Annotated in this window: 31 protein-coding genes, 1 pseudogene and 1 riboswitch; of the genes and pseudogenes, 10 read left to right on the plus strand and 22 right to left on the minus strand. The window is 34.3% G+C overall.

The genetic code is table 11. The features are described from left to right. Positions 1-5: 5 nt before the first annotated feature. Entirely contained in the window at positions 6-671 is a 666-nt protein-coding gene (locus tag AC3WVA_RS05540; protein WP_000110279.1) for a PspA/IM30 family protein, read from the minus strand. Positions 672-1,073: 402 nt separating this feature from the next. Here AC3WVA_RS05540 and AC3WVA_RS05545 point away from each other — a divergent pair, with 402 nt between their 5' ends. Continuing rightward, a complete protein-coding gene (locus AC3WVA_RS05545; protein WP_098520398.1) occupies positions 1,074-1,652 on the plus strand; it encodes a lipoprotein BA_5634 family protein in 579 nt (192 codons plus the stop codon). Between the two features lie 37 nt (positions 1,653-1,689). On the opposite strand, the gene AC3WVA_RS05550 is transcribed toward AC3WVA_RS05545, so the two are convergent. From AC3WVA_RS05550 to AC3WVA_RS05560, 3 genes are read right to left on the minus strand one after another with little or no spacing between them, the layout of a single operon-like run. Beyond that, positions 1,690-1,857 carry a FeoB-associated Cys-rich membrane protein gene (locus AC3WVA_RS05550; protein ID WP_048529581.1) on the minus strand — a complete coding sequence of 56 codons (168 nt, stop codon included), beginning with the start codon at positions 1,855-1,857 and terminating at the stop codon, positions 1,690-1,692. A 16-nt stretch (positions 1,858-1,873) separates the two neighbouring features. After that, positions 1,874-3,862, minus strand: a complete 1,989-nt coding sequence (feoB, locus tag AC3WVA_RS05555; RefSeq protein WP_098346792.1) for a ferrous iron transport protein B — start codon at positions 3,860-3,862, stop codon at positions 1,874-1,876. Next, positions 3,859-4,086 (minus strand): FeoA family protein, encoded by a 228-nt coding sequence (locus tag AC3WVA_RS05560; protein ID WP_098346791.1) that lies wholly within the window; start codon positions 4,084-4,086, stop codon positions 3,859-3,861. Before AC3WVA_RS05560 ends, feoB begins: the two co-directional genes overlap by 4 nt. 195 nt (positions 4,087-4,281) lie before the next feature. Beyond that, a riboswitch (TPP riboswitch) is annotated at positions 4,282-4,383 on the plus strand. 86 nt (positions 4,384-4,469) lie between these two features. On the opposite strand from AC3WVA_RS05560, the gene thiT reads away from it, so the two are divergent. Beyond that, positions 4,470-5,141 (plus strand): energy-coupled thiamine transporter ThiT, encoded by a 672-nt coding sequence (gene thiT, locus AC3WVA_RS05565; protein ID WP_098346790.1) that lies wholly within the window; start codon positions 4,470-4,472, stop codon positions 5,139-5,141. Between the two features lie 208 nt (positions 5,142-5,349). Here the strand turns inward: thiT and AC3WVA_RS05570 are convergent, their stop codons facing one another. The 6 genes from AC3WVA_RS05570 to AC3WVA_RS05595 form a co-directional block, all read right to left on the minus strand. Continuing rightward, positions 5,350-7,224, minus strand: coding sequence for a sensor histidine kinase (locus tag AC3WVA_RS05570; protein WP_492321819.1), 1,875 nt, complete (start codon positions 7,222-7,224; stop codon positions 5,350-5,352). Then, positions 7,221-7,910: a response regulator transcription factor gene (locus AC3WVA_RS05575; RefSeq protein ID WP_098346788.1), complete on the minus strand. Its 690-nt coding sequence runs from the start codon at positions 7,908-7,910 to the stop codon at positions 7,221-7,223. The genes AC3WVA_RS05570 and AC3WVA_RS05575 overlap by 4 nt, the downstream gene beginning before the upstream one ends. Before the next feature lie 38 nt (positions 7,911-7,948). Beyond that, positions 7,949-8,569, minus strand: a complete 621-nt coding sequence (gene srtD, locus AC3WVA_RS05580; protein ID WP_098346787.1) for a class D sortase, LPxTATN-specific — start codon at positions 8,567-8,569, stop codon at positions 7,949-7,951. Between the two features lie 88 nt (positions 8,570-8,657). After that, positions 8,658-9,182 carry an LPXTG cell wall anchor domain-containing protein gene (locus AC3WVA_RS05585; protein ID WP_098346786.1) on the minus strand — a complete coding sequence of 175 codons (525 nt, stop codon included), beginning with the start codon at positions 9,180-9,182 and terminating at the stop codon, positions 8,658-8,660. 177 nt (positions 9,183-9,359) lie between these two features. Then, positions 9,360-9,692 carry a hypothetical protein gene (locus AC3WVA_RS05590; protein ID WP_063224330.1) on the minus strand — a complete coding sequence of 111 codons (333 nt, stop codon included), beginning with the start codon at positions 9,690-9,692 and terminating at the stop codon, positions 9,360-9,362. Between the two features lie 183 nt (positions 9,693-9,875). Continuing rightward, positions 9,876-10,091, minus strand: a complete 216-nt coding sequence (locus tag AC3WVA_RS05595) for a hypothetical protein (RefSeq protein ID WP_116892343.1) — start codon at positions 10,089-10,091, stop codon at positions 9,876-9,878. A 161-nt stretch (positions 10,092-10,252) separates the two neighbouring features. On the opposite strand from AC3WVA_RS05595, the gene hpt reads away from it, so the two are divergent. Next, complete coding sequence (gene hpt / locus AC3WVA_RS05600; RefSeq protein ID WP_492321820.1) at positions 10,253-10,780, plus strand: hypoxanthine phosphoribosyltransferase; 528 nt, start codon at positions 10,253-10,255, stop codon at positions 10,778-10,780. 83 nt (positions 10,781-10,863) lie between these two features. Continuing rightward, complete coding sequence (locus AC3WVA_RS05605) at positions 10,864-11,766, plus strand: diacylglycerol/lipid kinase family protein (protein ID WP_492321821.1); 903 nt, start codon at positions 10,864-10,866, stop codon at positions 11,764-11,766. Positions 11,767-11,842: 76 nt separating this feature from the next. Here the strand turns inward: AC3WVA_RS05605 and AC3WVA_RS05610 are convergent, their stop codons facing one another. After that, the gene (locus tag AC3WVA_RS05610) at positions 11,843-12,520 is read right to left on the minus strand and encodes a DUF7003 family protein (RefSeq protein WP_098346821.1); all 678 of its coding nucleotides are present in this window, start codon (positions 12,518-12,520) and stop codon (positions 11,843-11,845) included. Between the two features lie 213 nt (positions 12,521-12,733). On the opposite strand from AC3WVA_RS05610, the pseudogene AC3WVA_RS05615 reads away from it, so the two are divergent. Then, positions 12,734-13,615 (plus strand): annotated as a pseudogene (locus AC3WVA_RS05615) (Rpn family recombination-promoting nuclease/putative transposase). Between the two features lie 39 nt (positions 13,616-13,654). On the opposite strand, the gene AC3WVA_RS05620 reads toward AC3WVA_RS05615, so the two are convergent. The 3 genes from AC3WVA_RS05620 to AC3WVA_RS05630 all read right to left on the minus strand — a co-directional run bounded on the left by AC3WVA_RS05620 (position 13,655) and on the right by AC3WVA_RS05630 (position 14,519). Continuing rightward, a complete protein-coding gene (locus AC3WVA_RS05620) occupies positions 13,655-13,894 on the minus strand; it encodes a hypothetical protein (protein WP_098346783.1) in 240 nt (79 codons plus the stop codon). Between the two features lie 22 nt (positions 13,895-13,916). Beyond that, a complete protein-coding gene (locus AC3WVA_RS05625; protein ID WP_071757572.1) occupies positions 13,917-14,096 on the minus strand; it encodes a hypothetical protein in 180 nt (59 codons plus the stop codon). Positions 14,097-14,171: 75 nt separating this feature from the next. Beyond that, positions 14,172-14,519, minus strand: coding sequence for a YxeA family protein (locus tag AC3WVA_RS05630; protein ID WP_098346782.1), 348 nt, complete (start codon positions 14,517-14,519; stop codon positions 14,172-14,174). Positions 14,520-14,736: 217 nt separating this feature from the next. Between AC3WVA_RS05630 and AC3WVA_RS05635 the strand changes: the two genes are divergently transcribed. Beyond that, positions 14,737-15,195 (plus strand): helix-turn-helix transcriptional regulator, encoded by a 459-nt coding sequence (locus tag AC3WVA_RS05635; protein ID WP_071757571.1) that lies wholly within the window; start codon positions 14,737-14,739, stop codon positions 15,193-15,195. A 31-nt stretch (positions 15,196-15,226) separates the two neighbouring features. Beyond that, positions 15,227-15,610, plus strand: coding sequence for a hypothetical protein (locus tag AC3WVA_RS05640; RefSeq protein ID WP_088316400.1), 384 nt, complete (start codon positions 15,227-15,229; stop codon positions 15,608-15,610). A gap of 54 nt (positions 15,611-15,664) precedes the next feature. On the opposite strand, the gene AC3WVA_RS05645 is transcribed toward AC3WVA_RS05640, so the two are convergent. From AC3WVA_RS05645 to AC3WVA_RS05660, 4 genes are all read right to left on the minus strand, one after another. Then, the gene (locus tag AC3WVA_RS05645; RefSeq protein ID WP_492321822.1) at positions 15,665-16,264 is read right to left on the minus strand and encodes a DedA family protein; all 600 of its coding nucleotides are present in this window, start codon (positions 16,262-16,264) and stop codon (positions 15,665-15,667) included. Beyond that, complete coding sequence (locus tag AC3WVA_RS05650; RefSeq protein ID WP_098346780.1) at positions 16,264-16,842, minus strand: class I SAM-dependent methyltransferase; 579 nt, start codon at positions 16,840-16,842, stop codon at positions 16,264-16,266. Before AC3WVA_RS05650 ends, AC3WVA_RS05645 begins: the two co-directional genes overlap by 1 nt. A 144-nt stretch (positions 16,843-16,986) precedes the next feature. Beyond that, on the minus strand, positions 16,987-18,936 hold the full coding sequence (locus tag AC3WVA_RS05655; protein ID WP_098346779.1) for an ABC transporter permease: 1,950 nt from the start codon (positions 18,934-18,936) through the stop codon (positions 16,987-16,989). Beyond that, the gene (locus AC3WVA_RS05660; protein ID WP_000859654.1) at positions 18,923-19,693 is read right to left on the minus strand and encodes an ABC transporter ATP-binding protein; all 771 of its coding nucleotides are present in this window, start codon (positions 19,691-19,693) and stop codon (positions 18,923-18,925) included. Before AC3WVA_RS05660 ends, AC3WVA_RS05655 begins: the two co-directional genes overlap by 14 nt. A 306-nt stretch (positions 19,694-19,999) precedes the next feature. On the opposite strand from AC3WVA_RS05660, the gene AC3WVA_RS05665 reads away from it, so the two are divergent. Beyond that, the gene (locus tag AC3WVA_RS05665; RefSeq protein WP_098520403.1) at positions 20,000-20,872 is read left to right on the plus strand and encodes an AraC family transcriptional regulator; all 873 of its coding nucleotides are present in this window, start codon (positions 20,000-20,002) and stop codon (positions 20,870-20,872) included. Between the two features lie 41 nt (positions 20,873-20,913). On the opposite strand, the gene AC3WVA_RS05670 is transcribed toward AC3WVA_RS05665, so the two are convergent. The 4 genes from AC3WVA_RS05670 to AC3WVA_RS05685 all read right to left on the minus strand — a co-directional run bounded on the left by AC3WVA_RS05670 (position 20,914) and on the right by AC3WVA_RS05685 (position 23,530). After that, positions 20,914-21,543: an SdpI family protein gene (locus AC3WVA_RS05670; RefSeq protein ID WP_098520404.1), complete on the minus strand. Its 630-nt coding sequence runs from the start codon at positions 21,541-21,543 to the stop codon at positions 20,914-20,916. Then, complete coding sequence (locus AC3WVA_RS05675; RefSeq protein WP_098520405.1) at positions 21,540-21,812, minus strand: autorepressor SdpR family transcription factor; 273 nt, start codon at positions 21,810-21,812, stop codon at positions 21,540-21,542. Before AC3WVA_RS05675 ends, AC3WVA_RS05670 begins: the two co-directional genes overlap by 4 nt. A gap of 337 nt (positions 21,813-22,149) precedes the next feature. After that, entirely contained in the window at positions 22,150-22,962 is an 813-nt protein-coding gene (locus tag AC3WVA_RS05680; RefSeq protein WP_098520406.1) for a DUF4179 domain-containing protein, read from the minus strand. Beyond that, a complete protein-coding gene (locus tag AC3WVA_RS05685; RefSeq protein ID WP_098520407.1) occupies positions 22,946-23,530 on the minus strand; it encodes a sigma-70 family RNA polymerase sigma factor in 585 nt (194 codons plus the stop codon). The genes AC3WVA_RS05680 and AC3WVA_RS05685 overlap by 17 nt, the downstream gene beginning before the upstream one ends. Positions 23,531-23,789: 259 nt before the next feature. Here AC3WVA_RS05685 and AC3WVA_RS05690 point away from each other — a divergent pair, with 259 nt between their 5' ends. Beyond that, positions 23,790-24,485 (plus strand): response regulator transcription factor, encoded by a 696-nt coding sequence (locus AC3WVA_RS05690; protein WP_000276736.1) that lies wholly within the window; start codon positions 23,790-23,792, stop codon positions 24,483-24,485. Positions 24,486-24,487: 2 nt separating this feature from the next. After that, positions 24,488-25,510 carry a sensor histidine kinase gene (locus AC3WVA_RS05695; protein ID WP_492321823.1) on the plus strand — a complete coding sequence of 341 codons (1,023 nt, stop codon included), beginning with the start codon at positions 24,488-24,490 and terminating at the stop codon, positions 25,508-25,510. Positions 25,511-25,557 lie beyond the last annotated feature (47 nt).

The raw sequence follows: 25,557 nt of genomic DNA on the forward strand, positions 1-25,557 counted from the left end.
CTATATTATTTCTCATACTGCTTCATAATACGAGCTAATTCATCATCAACAGCAGAATTTTTATTTAAGCTTGCGAATTCATCATCTAATGACTTTTCTTTTTTATAAACTTCGCCGCTCGCTTCTGCTTCAGCTTCTAATTGAAGAGCTTTCTCTTCCATACGGCTTAAACCAGCTTTTGCTGAGTTTGAATCAAATCCAGACATCGCTTGATTAATATTCTTTTGTGCTTTCGCCGCATTTACACGTGCTACAAGTGTTTCACGTTTATTTTTCAGCTCTGTTAATTGCTTACGCATTTCTTCTAGCTTCAGGCGAAGGTTATCAGCAGCAGCTTTGTTTTGCTCATAGCTTGCTTTATACTCATTCATCTTTTGCTCTGCATTTTGTTTTTCTTCAAGAGCACGACGCGCAAGATCAAGATTGCTTGCTTGAACAGCCATATGAGCTTGCTCTTCACGTTTTTTCACAAGTGCTTCTTGCTCTTCAAATAATATTTTGAATTTCTTCTCAAGTGCAATTTGAGCTGCTACACTTTTCTCAGCTTCTTGTACATCCGCTTGCATATCGCGTAAATATTGATCCGTCATCTTAACTGGATCTTCCGCTTTTTCAATTATTGAATACACATTTGACATTGTTAAATCTCTTAATCGTTTAAATACAGACATCCAAATTCCTCCTATGATATACCTCATATTTCAAATTCACTACTTGGAAAACTGAAAAATCTCCCTTTACAGTAAAGAATAGTCATTTTTACAGCCTATGTGTTTATTATAACAAAACAAAGATGTACTTACATGTTATTTCCAAAATACATCCAATATAATATGACATTCTAGATACAATATTGTATTTCTAATATATTCTCATTATCTCTCTTTAAAATTAACTTACTTTTGTGCACTTTCACTAAATTACATAAGTGTAATGTTACTGTAAGCTAACTCGATAGTTACGTTTCCATATTTCTTATACACTAATACCAGAAGCAACAAACAAGCTTCTCATCATTTCAGAACTAATACAAAAATGTATTTACTATAAAACATATAAAAGGAGACATCATCATGAAAAAATTAGTAGGAATCGGATTAGCAGCAGCAATTTCATTCGGAGCATTATCAGGTTGTTCTTTATTAGGAGATAAAGCAAACGGTTTTGTACTGTACGGCTCAGAAGAACAAGTTCAACAAATTACAGATAAAAACAAAAAAGAAGTAAAAGAAAAAGACTTCTATAAAATGAAAATGACAACATTAGATGGTAAAAAAGTTCTTGTCATGGATAAGAAAACTGGTGAAGAACTCGTGAAGAAAGAGTTACTTAGCAAAGTTGATGAAAAAGATGACACGAAACCACTTGATAAATTACCAGCTGTAACAGCAGAGCAAGGTGTATTATTCGCAAAAAACAAAGTAGAAAATGCTACACTTGATGGGACAAAATTAAAATATGAAGGCAACACAATTATCGGAAGTGGCCGTGCATATGCCGACATGTTCGCCATTGTTGATGATGCAACTTACGGAAATGTAAAAGGCGATGAAAAATCTGTTGGGGTATTAAAATTCGATAAAGACCCTAGTAAAGAATTCCCAGGTTACAACGGCGTAGAAGCTTCTCAACTTGTAAAAATTAAAAAGTAAAACAAAAAAGCTTTGCGAAATTCGCAAAGCTTTTTTACTATTTATGAGCAACTTGCTCCATATCCGGACTACAAGTTTGCGACTGACATGACTTATTTAAAGAACATGCTGCGCATTTTCCCTTTCTACTTCTCTTTACAAAATTAACCAACGTGTATGCTGCATAACCAAAAATGATAGCTCCAATTATAATATTGACCATCACCCTAATACATCTCCTTCTAGAATCCGAGTAAGGATCCAACTTGGTATATAATAAGCGTTAATACATAAGCAACAACGAGTGGATAAATGACGGAGAAAATCGTCCACTTCGCTGATCCTGTTTCACGTTTAATAACGGCTACTGTCGCTAAACACGGAACATATAATAAAATAAAGAACATAAATGCATATGCTGATAGCGCCGTATAATGTGCTCCCATTACATTTCCTAGCACATCTTCTTTCACCGCATAAATAATTGCCATTGTAGAAACGACAACTTCTTTCGCTAAAAATCCTGTTAAAAGGGATGCCGCAGCTTGCCATGTTCCAAATCCAAGCGGTGCAAATATTGGTGCGATAAATCCACCAATCATCGCTAAGTAACTGTCTCCCATATCAACACCAAATCCTGACGGACCTGCGTAGTTTAATAACCAAATGACAACAGAACCACCGAAGATAAATGTACCTGCTTTACGAACAAATCCTTTCCCTTTCTCCCACGTACTTAACCATAACGTTTTCGCTTGTGGTACGCGGTAAGGTGGTAGCTCAATGACGAAAATAGATTTTTCCGCTTTTAAAATGGTAAGAGACATAATTTTTGTAACGAGTAACGCTAGAACAATACCTGCAACATATAAAGAAAATACAACAGTTGCCTGACTTTGAGGGAAGAATACTCCCGCAAATAATGCATATACAGGTAAACGTGCCGAACAAGACATAAACGGTGTTACAAGAACTGTAAGTAAACGTTCTTTTTCTTGTTCAATCGTTCTCGCTGCCATAATACCTGGAACATTACATCCAAAACCGATAATCATCGGAATGAACGCTTTTCCGTTTAAACCGAAGAACTCCATAATTCTATCCATAACAACTGCAATTCGCGCCATATATCCTGAGTCTTCTAATAATGAAATGAAAAAGAATAGTGCAAAGATTTGTGGAACGAATACTAATACAGCACCAACACCAGCAATAATACCTTCTGTAACGAGTGCTTGAATAAAATTAGAAGCTCCAACACTTGTAAGCCCAGCTGTTATCCAATCCGTAAGCTGTCCACCAAAAAACTCATCTAGCATATCCGATAAAGGTGTACCAATCCACGTAAACGTAACCTGAAAAATAAAAAACATAACTGCTAAAAAGATTGGAAGTCCTAAAATTTTATGTGTAATTAATCTATCAATTTTTTCCGAAAAAGGAATTTTCCCTTCTTTCTCATGCTTCATAACATTTGTTTTTAACTTTTCAATATACGCTTCACGAGTTTTGTAAATATGCTCTTCCAACGTACAATCAAGTTTTCCTTCTAAGCGAGATCGAATGGCTATAAGCTCCTTATAAATTGGTAATGCTTTCATTTCTTTTTCTACTACGTCGTTATTACTTAAAAATTGAAGCGCTAACCATCTTGGATGCTTATAATTCGCTGTCTCTAAAAGAGAAATTACCTCTCCAATTCCTTCATCCATTGCTACACCATATGAAATAATGAATGGCTTTTTCTCACTTTTGTCATTTTCTTTAAGAGTGGCAAGTAATTCTTCACAGCCTTTTCCGCTTCTTGCAACGACAGGAACGACTGTTACACCTAATAGTTCTGATAACCGTTTTACATCAATTACAATTCCTCTTTGCTTCGCCACATCAACCATATTTAAACCAATTGAAACCGGCTTACCAAATTCAAGTAACTGCAACGTTAAATGCATATTTCGTTCAAATTGCGAGGAATCCACAATATTTAACATATGCTGAAATTCTTCTGTTAGTAGAAAGTTTGTTACAACACCCTCATCACGTGAAACTGGATTCAAATCATATACGCCTGGTAAATCTATTAATGTTCCTTGTCTATCTTTTAATTTACCAACCTTTTTTTCTACTGTTACACCGCTCCAGTTTCCTACGTATTCATAAGAACCAGTAAGTGCATTAAATAATGATGTCTTCCCTGTATTCGGATTCCCTAGCAAAGCTACCTTATTCACGCTAATTCCACCTTTATCATTTTCGCGTCACAATGACGAATACTAATTAACTGTCCACGACACTCCAATGTACAAGGACCTTTGAACATCGCTTTCTGCTTCATGCGAAGTTCGCTTCCTTCAGAAAGGCCGAAAGCAGCCAATCTTCTCTTTAATAACTGATCTAAAGATTGCATACTTTTTACTAATACTTTCTCACCGATTTTAATATCTACTAAGCTCATAACCTTCCCCCTCCGAAGAGAATGATAATTATTTTCAGAAAAATTATAGCACACTCTATTTCTCTTGTACTATACCCTTTTGCTTCATATTTATTAACATTTCACTACAATTCTATTTCAATTATTGTCATACTCTATTCGTTTGCCATTCTCATCCATTTCGCTTACAATATAACAATAGCAAATAAAGAATCTCGTTATCACTGGGGGAGCCATGCCGCTGAGAGGGAACACTTCGTTCCGACCCTTCGAACCTGTTAGTTAATGCTAACGCAGGGATTGTGCAAACGTCCGAAATACATACTTCTTTTTTATTTACGTATTTCGTATCCTCCTATGATACCTATTCTTTTTTGTACAACTTGGATTTAGGGGGAGACAACATGCGTAACACCAATTTACAAGCGATGATCGAATCCGCAATTCTTGCAGCCTTCGCCATGGTCATCGACATTTTTCCATTATTATCAATCAAACTTCCAACAGGCGGTTCCATCTCATTCGCTATGATTCCTATTTTTATTATCGCTTACCGCTGGGGCTTTAAATCAGCTTTCTTAGGAGGCTTAATTTGGGGATTATTACAAATTGTCGTAGGCGATGCTTACATTTTAACACCTGTTCAAGCATTCATTGAGTACTTCATTGCCTTTGCCTTTATTGGATTTGCTGGTTTATTCTATCGTCCAATTCAAAAGGCACTTTTAACGTCTAATGAAAATAACTTAGAACAATCCAGTTTAGGTAGCCGTAAAGACAAACCTTCATCAAAACAAAACGAAGGAAAGAAGGTTATTGGTTACATTATTCTTGCTACATTTATCGGTAGCTTTGCTCGCTATTTCTGTCACTTTATTGCCGGTATTATTTTCTGGGGACAATATGCGCCGAAAGGTCAATCAGCTGTGTTATATTCATTAATCGTAAATGGAAGTACAATGCTTGGTTCTTTTATTTTATGTACAGTTTTACTTATATTTTTATTCCTCACTTCACCACGCTTATTCAAAAGCATCAGTGCTTATCAAATGAATACACAAAAAAAGGGCGCTTAATGAGCGCTCTTTTTTCATATCGTAATATCAATTAAAAATACAATAAATGCACAAAAGAAAATAAATACCATTATACTTAGCAAATTGCTATGCACGGTTCATCGACTCCTTACATAACCTCATTTTCTAACCAGATTATATCGCTTAAAAATAAAGATTAGGTAAAGATAATATGAAAATAAATTAAAAAAAGCGTAGCATGCATTATCTACGCTTTTCTCGGTAAGTAAAAGTAAAATAATACACCGTCTTCTGTATTCTTTACTCCATATTCAGCATCGTGTAATTCTAAAATATTTTTAGAAATAGCTAGCCCAAGACCCGTTCCACCTTGTGAACGCTGACGAGCTGCATCCACACGATAAAAACGATCCCAAATTTTATCTAATTGCTCTTCTTCAATGTGAGTACCTTTATTTTCAATACACACTTTTATACGATTCTTTTCATCTATTGTAGAAATAATAATATCTTCTTTATTCGGTGTGTAACGTATAGCATTCGTAATGAAGTTCACGATGACTTGTTCAATCCGATTCTGATTTGCGACTACTTCAAATGAGCATATATTTTTATGCACATGAAGCTCTTTTTTCTCTATGTCCACAGAAAGGTGTTCACATATATCTTCAATTACCGTATCAATATAAAATGCATCCTTTTTCATTTTATATGTACCTGACTCAAATTTAGCTAACTCCAGCATATCCAAAATTAACGTATCCATTTTATCTACTTCTCGTTCCATTGCTTGAAAATAATACTCTTTTTTATGCTCAGCTACTCCATCTTTTAAAATAGAAATACAGCTTTTCATAATACTGAGCGGTGTTTTTAATTCATGCGAAACACCAGAAATGAATTCTTTCCGTGTATTTTCTAACTTTCTTTCTTTTTCAATATCTTGTTCAAGCTGTCCGATATGAGAATTTAATTTGTTAGAAAGTATATTAATATTTTTCGATAAATCACCAATTTCATCTTTTGAAGTAATCGGAATTTTTTCGGTGAAATCTAAATGCGCTATTTTCTTCGTTGTATCATTTATTTTTAATAACGGCTTTGCAATTTGTTTTGAATAATAAAACGAAGCTAGAAAAATGAGAACGACTACAAATGCAATGATGTAAATGTAGTAATCTTGTACCATTTGTACTGCTTCATCTACAGGCTGTAAAGAAGCCATCGCATAAATATATGTGACTGATCCGTCTCTTTCTGTTATTGGTTTCATTAATAATTTATATTTTATATCATTCTTTTCATAATCAATTATTCGTGTTGCATCTTGTATTTGCTTACTTTCTTTTACTAATAAATCAGCTTGAAATTCCTTTATATTATCCAAAAATAAATTATTTTTATAGATTGGATTTACAAGCCCTTTTACATCAGGGAATTGTACTTTCGTAATTTTTCCTTCTAGATTGAAATCTGAATTTTGAGCCGCCCTCTTCTGTTCCTCAGCACTCATAATTCCAGCAACCTTTTTTCTTTCTACAATGCTAGCATCTTGAGCGACTTTTGGCTTCTCATCACTCACCTGAGGTTCTTTTGCGGCTAATTTCTTACCTAACGGTTTATTCAGCCAACTCAAATTTACTTCTTCTACATATAAATAAAAAGCGATAAAACTATCATCCCTGTTTAGTCCATGAAAATACACGGATCGTCCTTCCAACTTAGGGAGTGTTCCACCTTCAATTTCATCTATGCTCATGAGATAGTACAAAGGAATTTTGATTACCTTTTTTCCAAACTCCTTTTCTGCCCTACGATCTAAAGTAACCTCTACATAGAAATCATCCACATGTTTTAAATTCCCATTCTGATCTAATGTCGTAATCCACGTATTATTTTCCCTAAAAAAGTCTTGCTCCAACTTCTGAATTCCTTCTGTACTTCCTGTATAATTCAAATAATTCTTCTCAAAAGAATTTAAATTCACTTTAATATCTTCCACTTTTCGATTCGCATAATATTGTTTAAAAAATATCGTTTGTCCAATAAATATCGTCGCTAAAATTAACATGCATAATGCTGTTGTGAGAGTAAATAATTTTAGTACAATCCCTTTTCTCATACATTCCCCTCAAATTTATATCCGGTGCGCACTACAGTTGTAATGTATTTTGCTTTCTCTCCTAATTTATTTCGCAAATTACGAATATGACTATTAACCGTTCGATCATCACCGGCAAATTCGTATCCCCAAATTCTTGAAATCAATTGTTCTCGTGTTAAAACAATCCCTTGATTTTTCATAAAATACGCTAATATTTCAAATTCTGTATGCGTTAAATTAATGTCTGTTTTATCTACCGTAACAGTGCGTGACGGAAAATGGACGTGAATACCGTTGATTGATAATGTATTATCTTCATTCTCTAAAAGTTGCTTTGTTACTTTTCTACTTTCTAACAATCTTTTCGCTCTTGCTAATAAAATTGGGGGGCTATACGGCTTCGTCACATAGTCATCCGCCCCAAGTTCAAATCCAAGTAACGTATCATCTTCATCTACACGCGCCGTCAGCATAATAATAGGAACCTCAGAAGTTTTACGGATTCTTCGGCAAACAGACCATCCATCAAGTTCCGGCAACATAATATCTAAAATAACTAAATCCACCTCTTCTTGCTCAAATACAACTAAAGCTTCTTTTCCATCTCTTGCTTCAAACACTACATATTGCTCACTCAAAAAATAATCTTTTAATATTTCACGCAAAATATCTTCATCTTCCACAATTAAAATGTTTTTTGACATAACTTATGTATCCCCTTCCGTTTTCAGAAACTATCACTTCATTTTGAATAACTACCAGTTAACTTCGCCTCGATAATATATCTATCTGGTGCATCCCCTATATAATCAAATGGATAGCAAGTCGTCAGTGTTAATACCGGTTCTTCTTTTTTTATAATAACAGTACGATCATCTGCATGGGTAATCCATGTCTTTTGAATTTCATATGTGTAAATTTTATTATCATACTCTAAAACAAGCGTATCTTTTTCTTTTAACTCCCCTAAATCGGTAAATACAGTATCCCGGTGTCCACTCAAAACAGTATGCCCACCTCCAGATGGCGTTGTCGTTAAATCACTAACGAACATTCCAACGCCTTTCTTCAAAGTTGCATCATCCGCTCCCCAATATATAGAAAACTTCTTCTTTATTTTCGGTATATGTAACATCGCTACCTTTTCTCCTTCTTTATGTTCTGTTTGAGAAGAAGGCACTTGGGAAGTTACAGGTGTTTCAGAAGAAAGTTCATTATCTTGTATATTTTCAAGGCTCTTTAGTTCTTTTTTTGTTAATTGTTGAGCAGAGCTTTTTCCTTTATACCATTCGACAGCGTAATATGCTCCCATAAATAGCCCTATAGCCATCAATATGATACCGATATAATTGAGTATCTTCATGTTTCATCCCTCCATGCAAAAATGGTAGGAATAACCTACCATTTTTAATATATGAAATTATGCCATTCTTTATAGGACAATATTTGATTTATGCCTTAACTTTATTCCGACGATTCAAACCAAATAATGTACCTAGTGCTACAAGACATGCGCTTAGTCCCATCATTGCTACATTATTAGATGCTGTGTTTGGTAATTTCTCTCCAGCTTCTTTTGCTGCTTCTTTTTTTGCAATAGCTTCCTTTTCTTTCACCTGTGGTGCTACTACTTCTTTAGCCATATTACTTTTTTCTTGTACTTGTGCCGCTTGCTTTTTCGCTATATCATTCTTTTCTTGGGCTTGCGCCGCTTGCTTTTTCGCTATATCATTCTTTTCTTGAGCTTGCGCCGCTTGCTTTTTCGCTACTTCATTCTTCTCTTGGGCTTGTGCCGCTTGTTTTTTCTCTGTATCATTTTTTTGCTGCGCCTGAATCGCTGCTTCTTTTTTTGCTATATCTTGCTGTAATTGCGCTGCTTCTTCCTTTGTCAATGTTCCAGTTGAAGCACTTGCTACTGAAGAATATCCTACTGTTAAAAGTGCCATTGCACAGATTGGTAATAGTTTCTTTTTCATTTTATTTCTCTCCTCTTATACGTTTTACATCACTTCGCATCGGATGTATTACTAGAATAAACAAGAGATATAAATATAAGATGCAGATGAAATATATTTTATTTAAAGATTTCATTGTAGAAAAATAAAAAAACATCGCAATATATACGATGTTTTTTCGGGTGTGTGTCTCAATATTTACATGTTACTTTCGCGTGATTTAGAAGTAGAGTGGGCTGGAGCGATAACTAATTGTCTCGGCTCAGTTTTCTTTAAGTGATTTTTGACGTTACACTTACGACGTTGAACAACCCATGCTTTAATAGGGTTTGTCAAAATAATCTTTTGCTCTTCGTTAGGGGTCTCTTCTTCAAACCTACAACTTTCGCTCCATTTATTCCATTTCATTGTAAATTTAGAAGAAGAATGATCATCTTCTCGATCAAACAAGTGCAAAAAATCCATTTCGCCAGCTAGCATTACGGTGTTGCTAGTTGCTAAAAAAGAAAAGGTCGTCCAACGTTTCTCCATGCCCTCCTACTCCTTTTTCACATATAGAGTGCCTAAAACTTAATTTACCTAAAATATGTTTGCCTTTTACCTTACACCTATAGTTTATCCAAAACACTACTATGCAACTATCGATTTGCCTTACAACTACCTTACATTTTTGTAAGAAACAAAAAACCTTCACTCTCTACACGTGAAGGTTTCTCATTTCTCATCTATATGATCTTTCATATGATCGACTCCAGCTTCTTTCAACTGTGACATCATACCATGGGAAATTGCGCCTAATACTAAAGTCATTCCAATTAGTGAAATCCGAATCGCTGGTACATCAATTATGTAAGCCAAACTACCAAGAACAATTGTTAAAAGTAATGCTTTTATAAATGTTGCACTTGTATACTCTTTCTTTTTCATCATAATCACCCTTTATGGAAGCGTTTTCTTAATATAGTTAGTATATCATATCATCTGACTACTTTGTGGGTATTTTTGTAAAAAACTTATATCTTCTTTGACTTTTTCCTTCCTTTCCTATACAGTCGAAATGTTCGCAAGTTTTACAATGTAGGAGGACTCCAATGAATATTGAAATAAAAGACACTTTAATTTCTGAACAACAATTACAAGAAAAAGTAAAAGAACTAGCACTTCAAATCGAACGTGACTTTGAAGGAGAAGAAATTGTAGTAATCGCTGTATTAAAAGGCTCTTTCGTATTCGCTGCCGATTTAATTCGTCACATTAAAAACGAAGTAACAATCGACTTTATTTCTGCATCTAGCTACGGAAATCAAACAGAAACAACTGGAAAAGTAAAACTATTAAAAGATATCGATGTAAACATTACTGGAAAAAACGTAATTGTCGTAGAAGATATTATCGATTCTGGTTTAACACTTCACTTCCTAAAAGATCACTTCTTTATGCATAAACCGAAAGCATTGAAATTCTGTACATTACTTGATAAACCTGAGCGACGTAAAGTGGATTTAAAAGCTGAATATGTTGGCTTCCAAATTCCAGACGAATTTATCGTTGGCTACGGTATTGACTGTGCTGAAAAATATCGTAACTTACCATTTATCGCTTCAGTTGTAACGGAGTAATATAAATAGAATAAACTTCTATCAATCATTGATGGAAGTTTATTTTCTATCACGATTCGTAAAAGACAAAGGGAGAGAATAAAATGACAAAAACAAAATTTGAAAAAGTACTCCTCATCGTAAATCCGAAAGCAGGACAAGGTGATTTACATACGAACTTAACGAAAATCGTACCACCTCTTGCGGCAGCTTTTCCTGACTTACATATCCTTCATACGAAAGAGCAAGGCGATGCAACGAAATATTGCCAAGAGTTTGCTAGTAAAGTAGATTTAATTATCGTCTTTGGTGGTGACGGCACTGTATTCGAATGCACAAATGGCTTAGCCCCTCTTGAAACTAGACCTACACTTGCAATCATTCCAGGCGGCACTTGCAACGACTTCTCTCGTACACTTGGCGTTCCGCAAAACATCGCAGAAGCAGCAAAGCTTATTACACAAGGACATGTAAAACCAGTTGATGTTGCAAAAGCAAATGGACAACACTTCTTAAACTTCTGGGGCATTGGACTGGTCTCTGAAGTATCAAACAATATTGATGCAGAAGAGAAAGCAAAGCTTGGAAAAATTGGCTACTACTTAAGCACAATTCGAACTGTCAAAAATGCTGAAACATTCCCAGTAAAAATTACGTACGACGGACAAGTATATGAAGACGAAGCTGTCCTTGTTATGGTTGGAAACGGTGAATATCTTGGCGGGATCCCGTCCTTTATCCCAAACGTAAAATGCGACGACGGAACACTTGATATTTTCGTAGTCAAATCAACAGGCATTCAAGCATTTAAAGATTATATCGGAAAGAAACTATTTGAAGACTCAAACGAAAATGATATCTTCCACGTAAAAGCGAAATCTATTCATATTGAAACAGCAGAAGAAAAAGAAGTAGATACAGATGGAGAAAGCTTGCTTCATACACCTTGTCAAATTGAATTATTGCAAGAACACTTTACGATGATTTATAATCCTGCGGTTGTGTAATACAAAAAGACGAGCTAAAGTTTAAACACTTTAGCTCGTCTTTTTTATTAAAAAAGCATTTTGATTTACTAGTTAATTATAAGTTTTCGTAATCAAACTCCACCCAATTTTTCCAGTACGTATTAGAATCCTTATTTACAATAATGGTTGGATCTTTCTGTTCTATTGCAGCGGCTACTGATTGGAAGAATTCATTTTCACTTACTTTCTCGTCTTCAACATGTTGCCACTCTTCCGTTTCATATGCTACTTCCCAATCACCTTCTAAGCCGAACTCTTCTAAGATTTCTTCTTTTTCCCACCATACTAATTTTCTAGCTTCGTCATTAGTCGCAAGCATACGCATGAAATCTCTTGGATAAGACTCTGTCGTTTTTATTTCTATTCCATTATTCGCGTAATCCTCTTCTGTAAATTTATATTCAAAATGATGCCCGTGAATTTTCAAACTACCGCTATGAATATCAGGTATAAATCCCCCTTCATTATCAAATAATTCATAATCTCCATTATTTAATTGCAAAATACCATCATCACCAATTGAATGATTCACTCTATCACCATATACGTGAATATCATTACATACCCCTAATGAACCTACACCAACAATTTGAAACACCATTAACCAATCCTTATTATCTTTAAAGAAAAGAGAGAATTTCACTTGTGAAATATCAATATATTCATTATCAAAGGTAGGAAATTCATAGTTACTTTGCTTTTTATCTAATAATTTTAAAATATCTTTTTGCATATGTACCATCTTCACCTCTATATAAGTTTTTTCAATTTCACTAGAGTATAACATAGACATAATTGCCTTTCACTTTCTAATAATACTCCTAATAAAATAGCAGAATGGTCTATTTGCATGCCCTATTTATTTTTAGGTACAATGAAGGAAAGAAGCACCTTAATATAAGGGAGAGGACAAACTTTTTTCAACCAACAGTTAGTTAATTTACGCATTGATTTTGCATTTAAACAATTGTTTGGTACGAATGGTAGTGAAGATATTCTAATTGCATTTTTAAACGCTACGTTACAAGAGTCTTTAGAATCACCCATCGCTTCTCTACAACTAGAAGATTCACATTTACATCGGGAATATGAAGAGGATAAGTTATCTATTTTAGACATTTCAGCGACATTAAACACAGGAACAAAAGTAAATGTAGAAATACAGCTCAATAATAATCACGATATGATGAAACGTAGTTTATATTATTGGGGAAAATTATAAACATCTCAATTACAAAAAGGTATGCCTTACAGTTCGCTTCATAAAACCATCACCATTAATTTATTGAACTTTATAATGTTCTCAGACCACAAAGAATTTCATACAACGGGCACATTATGGAATTCACAACAACAGAAACTCTTGAGTGATGACATAGAAATTCACACTGTAGAAATTCCGAAGTTAACAAAACAATGGCATGAAGAAAAAGTAAATCCGTGGAAAGATCCATTTGTTCGTTGGCTTTTATTGCTTTCAGCAAATGAAGATGAACACTTAACTAAAACATTGGAGGATATTGCTATGAACCAAGACCCTATTTTACAAAAAGCAATAAACAAGTGGGAACGTATGAGTCAAGATTCCTCTTTCCAACAAGCCTATGACGCAAGGGAGTAAGTTTTAATGGATGAAGCAGCGAAATTCGCCCATGCAGAGACAGAAGGTATGAAAAGAGGCTTGGAAAAAGGGCGAAAAGAAGGGGTACAACAAGGAAAAATTCAAATGATTAAAAGTATGCATGATCTTGGTATACCACTTGAAACAATTGCTAAGGCAAGTAAATTAAGTGCGCATGAGGTTGAGCATATTTTAGGACATAAATAATAATGAAAAAGAGCTTGAATTGTTTCAATCTCTTTTTTATCAACTTTCCTCAATATCGTCCAATTGAGTCTTATAACATTCATCACACTCTAGCATAGTAGGAAGAATCCCTCTTTCATCAGGTAATAAGACCCTCAAAACTTCTCTATCAATCTCTACGACATACTTCATAATAATGGGATATCCTTCAATAATATTCGTATACTCAATTCCTTGTTCAAACTTTTTTCCGCTCTTTATTTCTTCTATTTTTAGAATAAAAAATCCAAAACCATACAAAATGATTTCGGATTTACTTTCGTTAAAATATTACATTACATTTCGAACAAAAAGGAGCAGAATTGCCTCTCCTAATTTTCGCATTACATTTTGGACAATATACATATCGCTCTTCTATCTTTTCTCGTTCTATCATATGTAAAGATACGATTCTCATACTACACATAATCCCGATTAATATAAGGCTAACGATGAGTAGCATAACTCTCACTCCTCCCTTCTATATTTTACCATAAAATAATAAAACCGATTCCCACATTGAGAATCGGTTTTATACTTACAATCCTAACTTCATCTTTGCTCCATCAGGAATTTTATCTATCGTTACTTTCACTTTATCATATAAGAACTTACCTCTCGTAAACACATGCCAGTATGAACCTTTTGGTAATTCATCTACTCCGTCAATTGTCACTTCTTTTTCCTTACCTTTTTCATCATAAGCTTTCACTTTATATTCACGACCTTTATTTCCATCTAATTCTTTACCATCGTTATCAATTATTGCATAATGGTGCTCTATATCAAGAAATGGATTCATTCTATCCATCCCAGCGCTCCCCTTTAATAAATATGCCGCTCCTGCGACGATAACAAGTAATGATCCAAAAATAAATCTTTTCATCTATATGCCGCCTTTCATTCTGTTTTCTTTAAGGTGTTTCTAAGTATAGGGCGTATTTCTTAATAAAAACTCGTACTGTTTCTTAACATTTTCTTAAACTAAAAGCGAAATATTAATTAGTAAGCTCAAAAAACAAACAAAAGAACTCTCCACCCTAAAATTGACAAAATTACACTTTTGGTGTAATTTTACACTATAAAGAAAAAGGAGATGCATAATGGATAAACAAGAATTTATTGAACTCGTTAATTCAAAATTAAAACTCATCCGTGTTGAAAATAATCTATCACAAGATAAAATGTCAGAAATTATCGGTTTATCGAAGAAAACATTAGTAGAAATTGAAAAAGGAAGACGCACGCTAACATGGTCAGGTGCCGTTTGCGTCGTAACACTCTTCGAACAGTGTGATACAGTCCAAATGACATTTGGGGATGATGTGAATGAAATTATAAAAACAATCGCTTTTACACATTACAATACGAACTTCCCAAAGACTTTAGGAGGAAAAGTGTGGTGGCGACAAATAAAAGAATCAAATGGCTATCAAATACAACAAAATATTTTATCTCAGCACTATCGAATTTTAGATAAAGAAGACCGCAGAATATGCCATTCATTCGATTTGGATGAAATTGAGCAAAGATTTATGGAAATGGCAAAAGCATCCCAGTAAAGTCTAAAAAAAATTCCGGAGTGTAATTCAAATGAAAAAACAGAAGAATATTACCATTTTAAACACGCTAATCATTAGCACGTTAGTATTAAATCTATTTATTTTCACATCACGAATGAGCTTTTTACCTTGGTATATTGAAGATGGTTGGGGACATTTAGGATTATTATTTACATCCTTTATTTTCTTACTTTGCTTCTTTCAATCTTCGAAGCTTCATAGAAATGGAAAGTTAACTACACTACAAAAGTTTATTCCACTTGCTTCTGCCATACTTTCAATCTTCGTTCTTATCACTCCATCAAGTGATTTTATGACTGTATTAGCTAACTTAATTAATACAACCATATTAACAATTTATATAACTGTATTTCAGACAACACCTAATATAAGTAATGAGGAACTATTACATTAAAAGGGAGAGTTATTTTACAAAATAACTCTCCCTAAATGTAAACCTTTATTCTATTTACTTACTCATCACTATACTTCTTCTTTGCTTGTACAAATATGCGCCTCCCGCAACAACAAAAATACCACCGCCAAAATAAACGCCATACTCTATCGCAATTGCTACAATACTTTCAATATGTTGTCCAAATAAAGAACCGAGCACAAAGTAAACGAGTGTCCAAACAAGTCCTGTCATATAGGAATACAAAGCATACGTCTTAAATGACATGTTATTCATTCCAACTAAATACGGTACGATATGTCTGACGACTGGTATGAAGTAGCTTGTGACTAACGCATAATGGCCATACTTCTCTACCATTTGTTGAGACTTCAAAAGATACTTTGCCTTTTTCCTTTTCATTAACTTATCAAGTACTTTCGTACCAAATATTTTTCCTACTATATAACCTAAAGATAGGCCAGATACAACGCCTAAATATGTTAGTAAAAATGCTGGAATGACACTTAATATTCCTAGTGAAGAGACAAACCCACCGCTCATTACAATCATTTCGTCTGGAATTGGCATACCGATAATACCTAACCATAAACAGAAAAATAGTGCCCAATAACCATACTGTTCAATATAAGATAATAATTCATGTAATTCCATTAGGCATAAGCTCTCCTTAACTCTTTTTTACAGCTAAAGATGTACGCTGGTGGGAAATTAAGCCACACTTTCTCTAGCGTAATTTCAGGAAAGAAATGCTGTATAAATCCTTTTTTCACAAGTGAATATTGAAATGTAATAAATTCACCGTTTTCTTGTATCGCTTCCATTACATTGTTTAAAATACGCTTTGAAACTTCTTCTGGTAAAGAAGTAAACGGCAATCCCGATAAGACGTAGTCAATACATTCTATATTGAACTCTTCCATATACTTCTTTATATTTTCAGCTGAGCCGTGTACGACAATGACATTCTGCTCATTTTTAAACTTTCTCTGTAACTCTTTACAAAACACTTCATTAATTTCAATAAGAAGAAATATTGTTTCCTTCCTCTTTCTCTTCATAATTTCTTTCGTGAAAACACCTGTACCAGGACCTAGCTCTACGATGCACTTCGCTCTATGAAAATCAATTACATCTACCATTTTCTTTGCTAATATTTTTGAACTTGGCGCAATTGCACCAGTATGTTTCGGATGCTTAATAAATTCATGTAAGAATGTTATGAGTTGCATGTAACCCTCTCCCCATTCGTTCAATAGTTTTTAACTTGTTTCTAAGTATAACTATCGTTTCTTAACAAAAATTGAGGAGATTTCTTAAGATTTTATGAAGAATGAAAAAAACAGCTACCGCTTATAGCGATAGCTGTTCCCTTATTATTTCGCGCTCACAATTTTATAATAAGAACGAACTGTTAGGAAGTAATATCCGATATAAATGACGCCATATACCCCGATACTAATTAGGAGCGGAATCATAATTTCGAATGGTAATATATTTGACAAACCTTTTAGTGCAAATAAACTGTGTAAAATACCAATAATTAACGGAATAGCAAAGATAAAGCTCACTTGTTTTGCGATAGCTCTCTTCATCTCTTGCTTCGTTACACCAATTTTGTGAAGAACAACGTAACGATCACGGTCAGCACTTGCTTCTGTAAGCTGCTTAAAGTAAATGATTGAGCCTGTCGCTAATAGGAAAACTAATCCTAAGAATAGCCCAATGAACATCATTAAACCTGTCGTTTCAATTCCCATTTGGAATCCTGTATAAAAATCGTTAAATGGTTTTAAAACTTCCGATTCGCCTGCTGGCATAACGCTTGCTAATTTCGCTGTTAACTCTTTACTATTTCGCTCACCTTTTACATCAATATTTTTTACAGTACGTGTTTCATGTACTTGTTTCGCCTGCTCATATGTTTGATCCGGAACAATTACAAATAGTTCATTTAAGTTTGTAAGACTTCTACTATTTACACCTTTAATGTTTAGCTCTTTCGATTCATTCCCAACAGGAAATACAGCTTTATTTCCTGTATAAAGAGGACCAAAATCAAGTTTTTCAATATAGAGGCTATCGTATACAAAGGCTTCATTCGCACCTAAGTTTACAGGCTCTACTTCTAATCGTTTCGCAATTGTATTAAAGCTTGATTGAGAAATAAGCTGGTACTGCTTCGTAACATTATAGTGTGTGTTCAGCACTTGATCTGCTCTTTCACCTTTAAATGTTCCCTTTACAGGAATCATTTCAACTTCTGATTCATATGTCACTGGATGATTACTCTGCTCTCCAGCAAGTATTTCTTTTACTTTTTTATCTAGTGCTTCATCTTTTTTTTCGTAAGAATAACTATACGGAGCAGCAACTTTTGATTGCGTAAATGTGTTGTAATACATCGTAACTGACGTACCAACCGCTGTTAATGTCACTGCACTTAAAATAGCAATTGTCGCTAATGATTTCGCGTTTCCTTTAATACGATATAGTAGTTGCGATGTCGTTACCATATTCATACCGTTATAAAACGCTGACTTATTATTTCTTGCGCGCTTCAATACAAATACTGTGAAGAACATAAACAATAAATAAGTTCCTGCTACTGTCGCTAATAAAATGTATAATGCAACGACCATAAAGTCTGCATACATAACTGCTTTCATGTACATTAACGCTAAGAAATAACCTGAACCGATTAAGAAAACTGAAATTAATGCCATAATAACCGATCCTTTTGGCATTGTTTCTCCTTCACGTTCCGCCCTGAAAAGTTCAATTAGCTTAAAGCGATAAATTAAACGATACCCTTGAAGTGATGTATACAAAATAATGACAAAGAAAATAATTGCTGTATCAATAACTGCGGTCATCGGTACTTCAAAATGAACGTTTAAGTTGATTCCCATCATACTTATTAGTAGTTCAAGGAATAGTTTTGAAAGAACGCTACCGATCGCAATCCCGATAATTAAAGACATTAACCCCATTAACATATTTTCATAAAAGAGCATTTTACCAATCTGTCTTTTTCGAATACCTAATAAGGAATATAGTCCAACTTCTTTTTTACGCTTCCTTGTAAAGAAACCGTTCGAATATATAATGAACACCGCTACGAAAATAATTAACATGACACTTGAAACTTGGAACGCTCCGCTAATTTTTTTAGAAGCTTCCGCAGCTTTTTCCATTTGTGAATTATACTGCAACGCCTTAAATGTAAAATAAATGACGATGCTAAAGATCATAGATGCAAAATATACAAAGTAGTCTTTAAAGTTCCGCTGTATGTTGCGGAGGGCAATGCTAGATAAGGTCATCAGCCATACCTCCAGAAATAGAAGACATTACGTCAACGACTTGTTGGAAGAATTGTTTACGTGTTAGTTCACCACGGTGCAATTCTTTATATAACTCACCATCTTTAATGAAAATAACTCGTTTACAGTAACTTGCCGCAAACGCATCATGCGTTACCATTAAAATTGTAGAGTTATCATATTCATTTAACGACTTCATACTTTCTAGTAAATCTGTCGCTGATTTAGAATCAAGCGCTCCAGTCGGCTCATCCCCGAAAATCATACTAGGATTCGTAACAATCGCACGCGATGCTGCGCAGCGCTGCTTCTGTCCGCCTGATACTTGATATGGGAACTGACTTAAAATATGATCAATACCGAATTTCTTTGAAATTTCAAGAACGCGGCGATCAATCTCACTTGCTTTCACCTTTGATAACGCAAGAGGTAACGCAATATTCTCTTTCACCGTTAACGTATCTAATAAGTTATAATCTTGGAAGATGAAACCTAAATGATCGCGGCGGAATAACGCTAACTTATCATCATTCATTTTCACGATATCTTTTCCATCAATTAAAATTTCACCGTTCGTCGCATTATCAATTGTAGAAAGAACGTTTAGTAAAGTCGTCTTACCCGAACCAGAAGGTCCCATAATTCCAACGAACTCACCTTCTTTTACTTGTAAGTTAATACCTTTTAACGCTGCAAATTTATTACCACCCGTGTCATATACTTTTTCAATATTTTTTGCTTCTAACACTGTTTTCATCTCGACATCCCTCATTTCTTCTATTCTCTATTTTCAACTATATACACTCTCTACTCTTGCCACTATCGATGTTTCTTACACAAACATGACAGTTATGTAAGACGCATAAGTAAAGATATAAAAATTTAACCTACTGAACGAAAGTACTTTGTTACTATAACATTGGGATATCATACCATCCATTCATTCTCCTTACAGGAACATTACAATTTTGTAAGGTTAAAAATGTACCCTACAAAGTTGTGCGTGAAATGTCGGATGGACTTCGTTTGTTCCTGCTATTCTATTTAACAAGGAGGTCATCATATGGATTCACTTAAAAACATGAATGCGGCAATGCAATATATTGAAAACAACCTAACAAATGAAATTGATTTTAAAGAAGTCGCAAAAATAGCGTACTGCTCTGAATACCATTTCAAAAGAATGTTTTCTTTCCTAGCTGGCGTATCACTATCAGAATATATTCGCTGTAGACGTCTTACTCTTGCTGCCTTTGAACTAAAAGATAGCGATGCAAAAGTTATTGATGTCGCTATAAAATATGGATATAACTCACCGGATTCTTTTGCACGTGCCTTTCAAAACTTGCACGGCATAACACCTTCAGAGGCCCGAAATAGTAGTCATTCTTTAAAAGCTTATTCACCAATGACCTTCCAATTATCCATACAAGGAGGAAACGAAATGAACTATCGAATTGAAGAAAAAAAAACCTTTCGAATTATTGGTATTACAAAACGCGTACCGATTGTATTTAACGGTGTAAATGAAGAAATCGCTTCTATGTGGAAAAGTTTAAATCCAGATTCCATTCAAACGTTAAAATCACTTTCAAACATGGAACCGAGTGGAATCATTAGTGCTTCTACTAACTTTTCTGAAGGAAGAATGGAAGAAAAGGGAGAACTCGATCACTACATTGGAGTAGCCACAACGAAAGATTGCCCAGAGCAATTTGCACAACTTGAAGTCGTAGCTTCAACATGGGCTATATTTGAAGCTGTCGGTCCATTTCCTGAAACATTACAAAATGTGTGGGGACGCATTTATTCCGAATGGTTTCCTTCTTCCAACTATGAATTAGCGGAAGGACCGGAAATATTGTGGAATGAACAGAAAGATACATCCTCTCCAAATTTTAAAAGTGAAATTTGGATACCGGTTTTGAAGAGATAAAAATAAAGCTGCTCTTCCTTAGATGGAAAAGCAGCTTTTATTTACATTTTTAGTTCTTTTTTATAAATAACATATGACTTTATCGTTGATATAAAGAGGCATATTAATATCATTCCAATCCCCATAAAAATATTAAATGGATCTGGAAGTAACGCCCCAGCATATATACAAAGTGCACCTATTACAAATACTTTCGAAGCAAACCTATGTGTTTTTCTCCAAACTACAGGATTCTCTAATGTCCAGTCCATTCGAATGCCTACTAACCCGTTCGGCTTCGTTTGTTGCATGTAATTACCTAGTACAAGAAATAATGTTCCCAGTCCGAAATTAAATGCAATGGAGCCCGATGCAATATAATTAGATGCTGCTAATAGTGCAAATATGTTACACCCAAATCCGATTAAGAGAATAGCATAATTAATCGCTGAAAGAACTTTGGATTGCTGTGTAGATTTATCTTTTATAAGTCCAAAAACTAGCCATATCATATAGAGCACTACCATACTACCTATTGAGAATGAACTCGCCTCCACTTTAGAGAAATATCCATCTACCATTCCCGTAGCGTTATAATGACGTGGAATTTGTTCTGGTAAATACGGCCACGCGGCACACCATGCAATAATCGTTAAAGCAATTAGTAGTAACGGAAATATATGTTTTTTCATTTCCCTTCTTCCCCCTTACTCGTAAACGTAAACACCCAAGTTAACAAATCTTGAAATACAGTTGTGTTTAAAGAGTACATAACGAATTGACCCATTTTTTCATCTTGAATAAGTTCAGCATTTTTAAGTGCGTTTAAGTGGTGTGAAATACTTGGTTTTGTCATATTGAAATGTTCAGCAATCTCACCCGCAGTTAGATCATTTTCTTTTAATAAGTCCAAAATTTTTCGCCTTGTTGGGTCTGCTAATGCTTTGAATGCTTGATTCAATGTCTTTCTTCCTTTCAGTAATTAGACATTTAGATATTTATCTAAACATTAAATCTTTTCCAGTTAATTGTCAATTACGCATACACCTTTTTATTTTTCACGCTTTTAACCAACATCAATTACTATACTACTTAAAACTGTACAGATTACACGTTGGAAAAAATAAAGGTTGCTCTTCCATCAAAGAAAGAGCAACCTTTATTTAAACTTTATTATTTTATTAACAAACGAACAAATCGAAAAAATTAGCAAGCTTGTAATAAAGGACATACCTACTATCGTTCCGAATTCATCTAACCAATAACTAATCATGCTTTCACAAACCTAGTATGGATTATCATTCGTTCTTTGTAGAGTCCTTTTGGACAGTTTTATGCGCCATATCCACTGGAATTTTCGTTGTCCAAGTTCCTTCCGTTCCTCCAACTCTGTTAATATTAATATTTATAAATAAAAGCTCTGGGAATTTTTCACCTTCTAACGGTTCAAAAACTATTACTCCCTCTGGTTTATCATGATCAGCTAACACCGTCTCAAAACTTTCCCCCGCTTGATTCGTTAAATACAATGTACTATTCTCTATTGCATCCGGATTACCAATACGATCTTTTTGATAATTATCCATGTGCGTGTTACTAAGAAAATGCAAATATTGCACAGCATTAAATTTTTTATTTTCATAATGTGGGCTCTCTACTTGTTTCCCGTTTTCTTTACCATCCGATTTAATATCAAGCCCAGTTGTATTAAATTCATATGGAACGAGCGAACCATCTTGCTGTTCAAATCGATAGTAAACAAGTATTTTGGCATCTTGAATTAATATCTCTTTTACATGAAGAGTAATGCCATTATTCACTACCTTTTCGTTTAACTGTATAGACTTCCCATCTGCAGCATCCTTTTTCACTTGATCATTAATCATGTCATTTAATTTTACTTCCGGCTTTACAAAATAAGAATTGTTTAATGCCATTGTACTCGTCGGTATAATCACAGCCGCTATTAAACCTGCTATTAGTAGTTTCTTTTTTGTTTTCTTTTTACTATCTTTTTTATACATTTGACTAAAGGATTGATAAGCACGCTCTTTAACCTCTTTTGGGACCTCTTGTTTCATTGCTTTTTTACATTCATTTGAAAACGACATTTGAATTAGATTCCTCCTCATCTATTTCTATACTAGATTGATTCCGAATTTTTTCTAACGCTCTGTGAATTCTAGATCTTACTGTACCTATAGGAATTTGTAATAGTTCTGCAATTTCTTCATACGTGTAATCATGATAAAAGCGATAAACGATCACTATTCTAAATTTAAATGGAAGTTCTTGTATCACCATTAATAACCGCTCTTCTGTTTCTTTTCTTATTAATACTTTTTCTGGAACTTCTACAACTGGATCATCACTTAAATGTTGTTTTTCAAATAAGCGCATCCTCTTCCATATATTTTTTCTCCATTGACTAATTTGTTTATAAACAATTCCATTCAACCAAAATAGAAACGGTCTAGATTGATCATACGTTGAAATAGATTTCCAAAGTTGAAAGTAAACTTCATTTACAATTTCATTTGTATCATGCCGATTCTTAACTATGGCGAAGACAGTTTCATATATTCTCTGACTCGTTAAATTAAATATAAATTCAAAAGCCTCCTCATCACCTTTTAATAAACGTTCTATCCAAATATGTATATCTTCATTACTTGCCAAGTAGTGCCCCCTCCTTAACGATGTTCTCACTATATATTGGACAGTAACCAAAATAAAGTTCCAAATCTCATAAAAAATATAATACTTTTTATTCATTCATATATTTAAAAGGAAAATATATTGAATTATTCCTATAATACTTTTTACTTTTCACGCTTTTGCCCTATACTGTTTACTAGCTTATCTTTCAACATAATGAAATGACTTGAAACACATGATACACTATAGCTACAATTGTTTTTTTAGGAGGAATATACATATGTATAAAATTTTAATCGTTGAAGACGATCCAAATATTTCATCATTACTACAATCTCACATTCAAAAATACGGCTATGAAGCTGTTGTTGCAGAGAACTTCGATGATATTATGGAATCGTTTAATGCAGTAAAACCACACCTTGTTTTACTTGATGTAAACTTACCGAAATTCGATGGATTCTACTGGTGCCGTCAAATTCGTCATGAATCTACTTGTCCAATTATTTTCATTTCAGCGCGTGCTGGCGAGATGGAACAAATTATGGCGATTGAAAGCGGTGCGGATGATTATATTACAAAACCGTTCCACTACGATGTTGTAATGGCTAAAATTAAAGGTCAATTACGACGTATTTACGGTGATTATGCACCAAATATTTCTGAACGTATCGTTGAAGTAGAAGGACTAAAATTATTCCCAGAACGCCCAGAAATTCATTTCGGTGCTGAGCAAGTTCTTTTAACGAAGAAAGAGGCTATTTTAGCAGAAATGTTATTATCTAAATTCCCTCGTACAGCGAGCCGTGAAGATTTACTAGCTGCCCTATGGGATGACGAAAGCTTCGTTGAGGAAAATACATTAAACGTAAACATTACGCGTCTTCGTAAAAAATTCAATGAGCTTGGGATTGAAAATGCTATTGAAACCGTACGTGGACTTGGGTATCGTTTTAACGCAACTTGGAGTGAATAAGCATGAGGCTATTTTTACGTGATCATTTTGCATTTTTTCTACTATACGTATTAAACTTCGGTATCATCTTCGTTCTGTATGATGCAGTAGATGGATTTCAAAATAATAAATTTTACTTCGTCGTTTTAAGTTTGTATTTATTCATTTGTTTCCTCGCTTATCGTTACGTTCGCAACCGTAGAATGTACCATAGATTAAGTGAGCAACCAGAGAAAATGGAAGATGCGTTTATTGAAAGAGCAACTGCTCCGATGCCTCACGGTGTAAATGAACTCGTACGCACGCAATATCGTCTATTCCAAAAAGAACTACAATCGTATGAAGTAAAACAACAAGAACATCAATTATTTATTAACCACTGGGTGCATCAAATGAAAACGCCTGTTTCTGTTATGCAGCTTATGGTGCTCGAAATGGAAGATGAGCATTTGATTCCGAAATTCAAAAAAGAATTAGAGCGATTAAATCAAGGACTCGATATGGCTTTATATATGGCAAGATTAAATAACTTCCATGAAGATTTCCACGTTGAGACGATCTCATTAAAAGATACCGTAACAAAAAATATTAACGGATTAAAAGAACTATTCATTCGAAACGGAGTCTTCCCTGTTTTAGAAGTTCATTCCGATTTAAAAGTTGCTTCTGATGCGAAATGGCTAAAATTCATCATTTATCAGCTAATGACAAATGCAGTTCGTTACTCTGGTGAGCGCGGAAAAAAAGTATTCTTATCTGCTTACCGAAACGGAAAAGATATTATTTTAGAAGTTCGCGATGAAGGCGTCGGTATTCCGCAAGAAGATATTCGAAGAGTATTTGAACCGTTTTACACTGGGAAAAACGGTCGCGCATTCGGAGAGTCTACTGGTATGGGACTTTATATTGTAAGTAAAATTTGTGATTATTTAGGCCACTCTGTCAAACTAGACTCTGAAGTTGGTAAAGGAACGACGATTAAAATCATCTTCCACAACGCTGCAAATAATCACGCAGAGTATACAGAGCAGGTGACTGAAGCATGACCCTAACATATACTAGCAAAATGTATGAGAACGCACTCTCATACATT

The sequence above is a fragment of the Bacillus sp. EB106-04-02-XG92 genome, assembly GCF_058791995.1.

Bases quoted from the DNA above. Each gene is read 5' to 3' on its own strand.
- AC3WVA_RS05645 (WP_492321822.1), bottom strand. From the start codon at position 16,264: ATGGAATTACATGAATTATTATCTTATATTGAACAGTATGGTTATTGG.
- AC3WVA_RS05560 (WP_098346791.1), bottom strand. From the start codon at position 4,086: ATGAGCTTAGTAGATATTAAAATCGGTGAGAAAGTATTAGTAAAAAGT.
- AC3WVA_RS05660 (WP_000859654.1), bottom strand. From the start codon at position 19,693: ATGAAAACAGTGTTAGAAGCAAAAAATATTGAAAAAGTATATGACACG.
- AC3WVA_RS05630 (WP_098346782.1), bottom strand. From the start codon at position 14,519: ATGAAAAGATTTATTTTTGGATCATTACTTGTTATCGTCGCAGGAGCG.
- AC3WVA_RS05625 (WP_071757572.1), bottom strand. From the start codon at position 14,096: ATGCTACTCATCGTTAGCCTTATATTAATCGGGATTATGTGTAGTATG.
- AC3WVA_RS05575 (WP_098346788.1), bottom strand. From the start codon at position 7,910: ATGTCAAAAAACATTTTAATTGTGGAAGATGAAGATATTTTGCGTGAA.
- srtD (WP_098346787.1), bottom strand. From the start codon at position 8,569: ATGAAGATACTCAATTATATCGGTATCATATTGATGGCTATAGGGCTA.
- AC3WVA_RS05650 (WP_098346780.1), bottom strand. From the start codon at position 16,842: ATGCAACTCATAACATTCTTACATGAATTTATTAAGCATCCGAAACAT.
- AC3WVA_RS05680 (WP_098520406.1), bottom strand. From the start codon at position 22,962: ATGTCGTTTTCAAATGAATGTAAAAAAGCAATGAAACAAGAGGTCCCA.
- AC3WVA_RS05570 (WP_492321819.1), bottom strand. From the start codon at position 7,224: ATGAGAAAAGGGATTGTACTAAAATTATTTACTCTCACAACAGCATTA.
- AC3WVA_RS05670 (WP_098520404.1), bottom strand. From the start codon at position 21,543: ATGAAAAAACATATATTTCCGTTACTACTAATTGCTTTAACGATTATT.
- hpt (WP_492321820.1), top strand. From the start codon at position 10,253: ATGAATATTGAAATAAAAGACACTTTAATTTCTGAACAACAATTACAA.
- AC3WVA_RS05655 (WP_098346779.1), bottom strand. From the start codon at position 18,936: ATGACCTTATCTAGCATTGCCCTCCGCAACATACAGCGGAACTTTAAA.
- AC3WVA_RS05545 (WP_098520398.1), top strand. From the start codon at position 1,074: ATGAAAAAATTAGTAGGAATCGGATTAGCAGCAGCAATTTCATTCGGA.
- AC3WVA_RS05590 (WP_063224330.1), bottom strand. From the start codon at position 9,692: ATGGAGAAACGTTGGACGACCTTTTCTTTTTTAGCAACTAGCAACACC.
- AC3WVA_RS05665 (WP_098520403.1), top strand. From the start codon at position 20,000: ATGGATTCACTTAAAAACATGAATGCGGCAATGCAATATATTGAAAAC.
- AC3WVA_RS05585 (WP_098346786.1), bottom strand. From the start codon at position 9,182: ATGAAAAAGAAACTATTACCAATCTGTGCAATGGCACTTTTAACAGTA.
- AC3WVA_RS05540 (WP_000110279.1), bottom strand. From the start codon at position 671: ATGTCTGTATTTAAACGATTAAGAGATTTAACAATGTCAAATGTGTAT.
- AC3WVA_RS05595 (WP_116892343.1), bottom strand. From the start codon at position 10,091: ATGATGAAAAAGAAAGAGTATACAAGTGCAACATTTATAAAAGCATTA.
- AC3WVA_RS05605 (WP_492321821.1), top strand. From the start codon at position 10,864: ATGACAAAAACAAAATTTGAAAAAGTACTCCTCATCGTAAATCCGAAA.
- AC3WVA_RS05640 (WP_088316400.1), top strand. From the start codon at position 15,227: ATGAAAAAACAGAAGAATATTACCATTTTAAACACGCTAATCATTAGC.
- thiT (WP_098346790.1), top strand. From the start codon at position 4,470: ATGCGTAACACCAATTTACAAGCGATGATCGAATCCGCAATTCTTGCA.
- AC3WVA_RS05610 (WP_098346821.1), bottom strand. From the start codon at position 12,520: ATGCAAAAAGATATTTTAAAATTATTAGATAAAAAGCAAAGTAACTAT.
- AC3WVA_RS05695 (WP_492321823.1), top strand. From the start codon at position 24,488: ATGAGGCTATTTTTACGTGATCATTTTGCATTTTTTCTACTATACGTA.
- AC3WVA_RS05690 (WP_000276736.1), top strand. From the start codon at position 23,790: ATGTATAAAATTTTAATCGTTGAAGACGATCCAAATATTTCATCATTA.
- AC3WVA_RS05635 (WP_071757571.1), top strand. From the start codon at position 14,737: ATGGATAAACAAGAATTTATTGAACTCGTTAATTCAAAATTAAAACTC.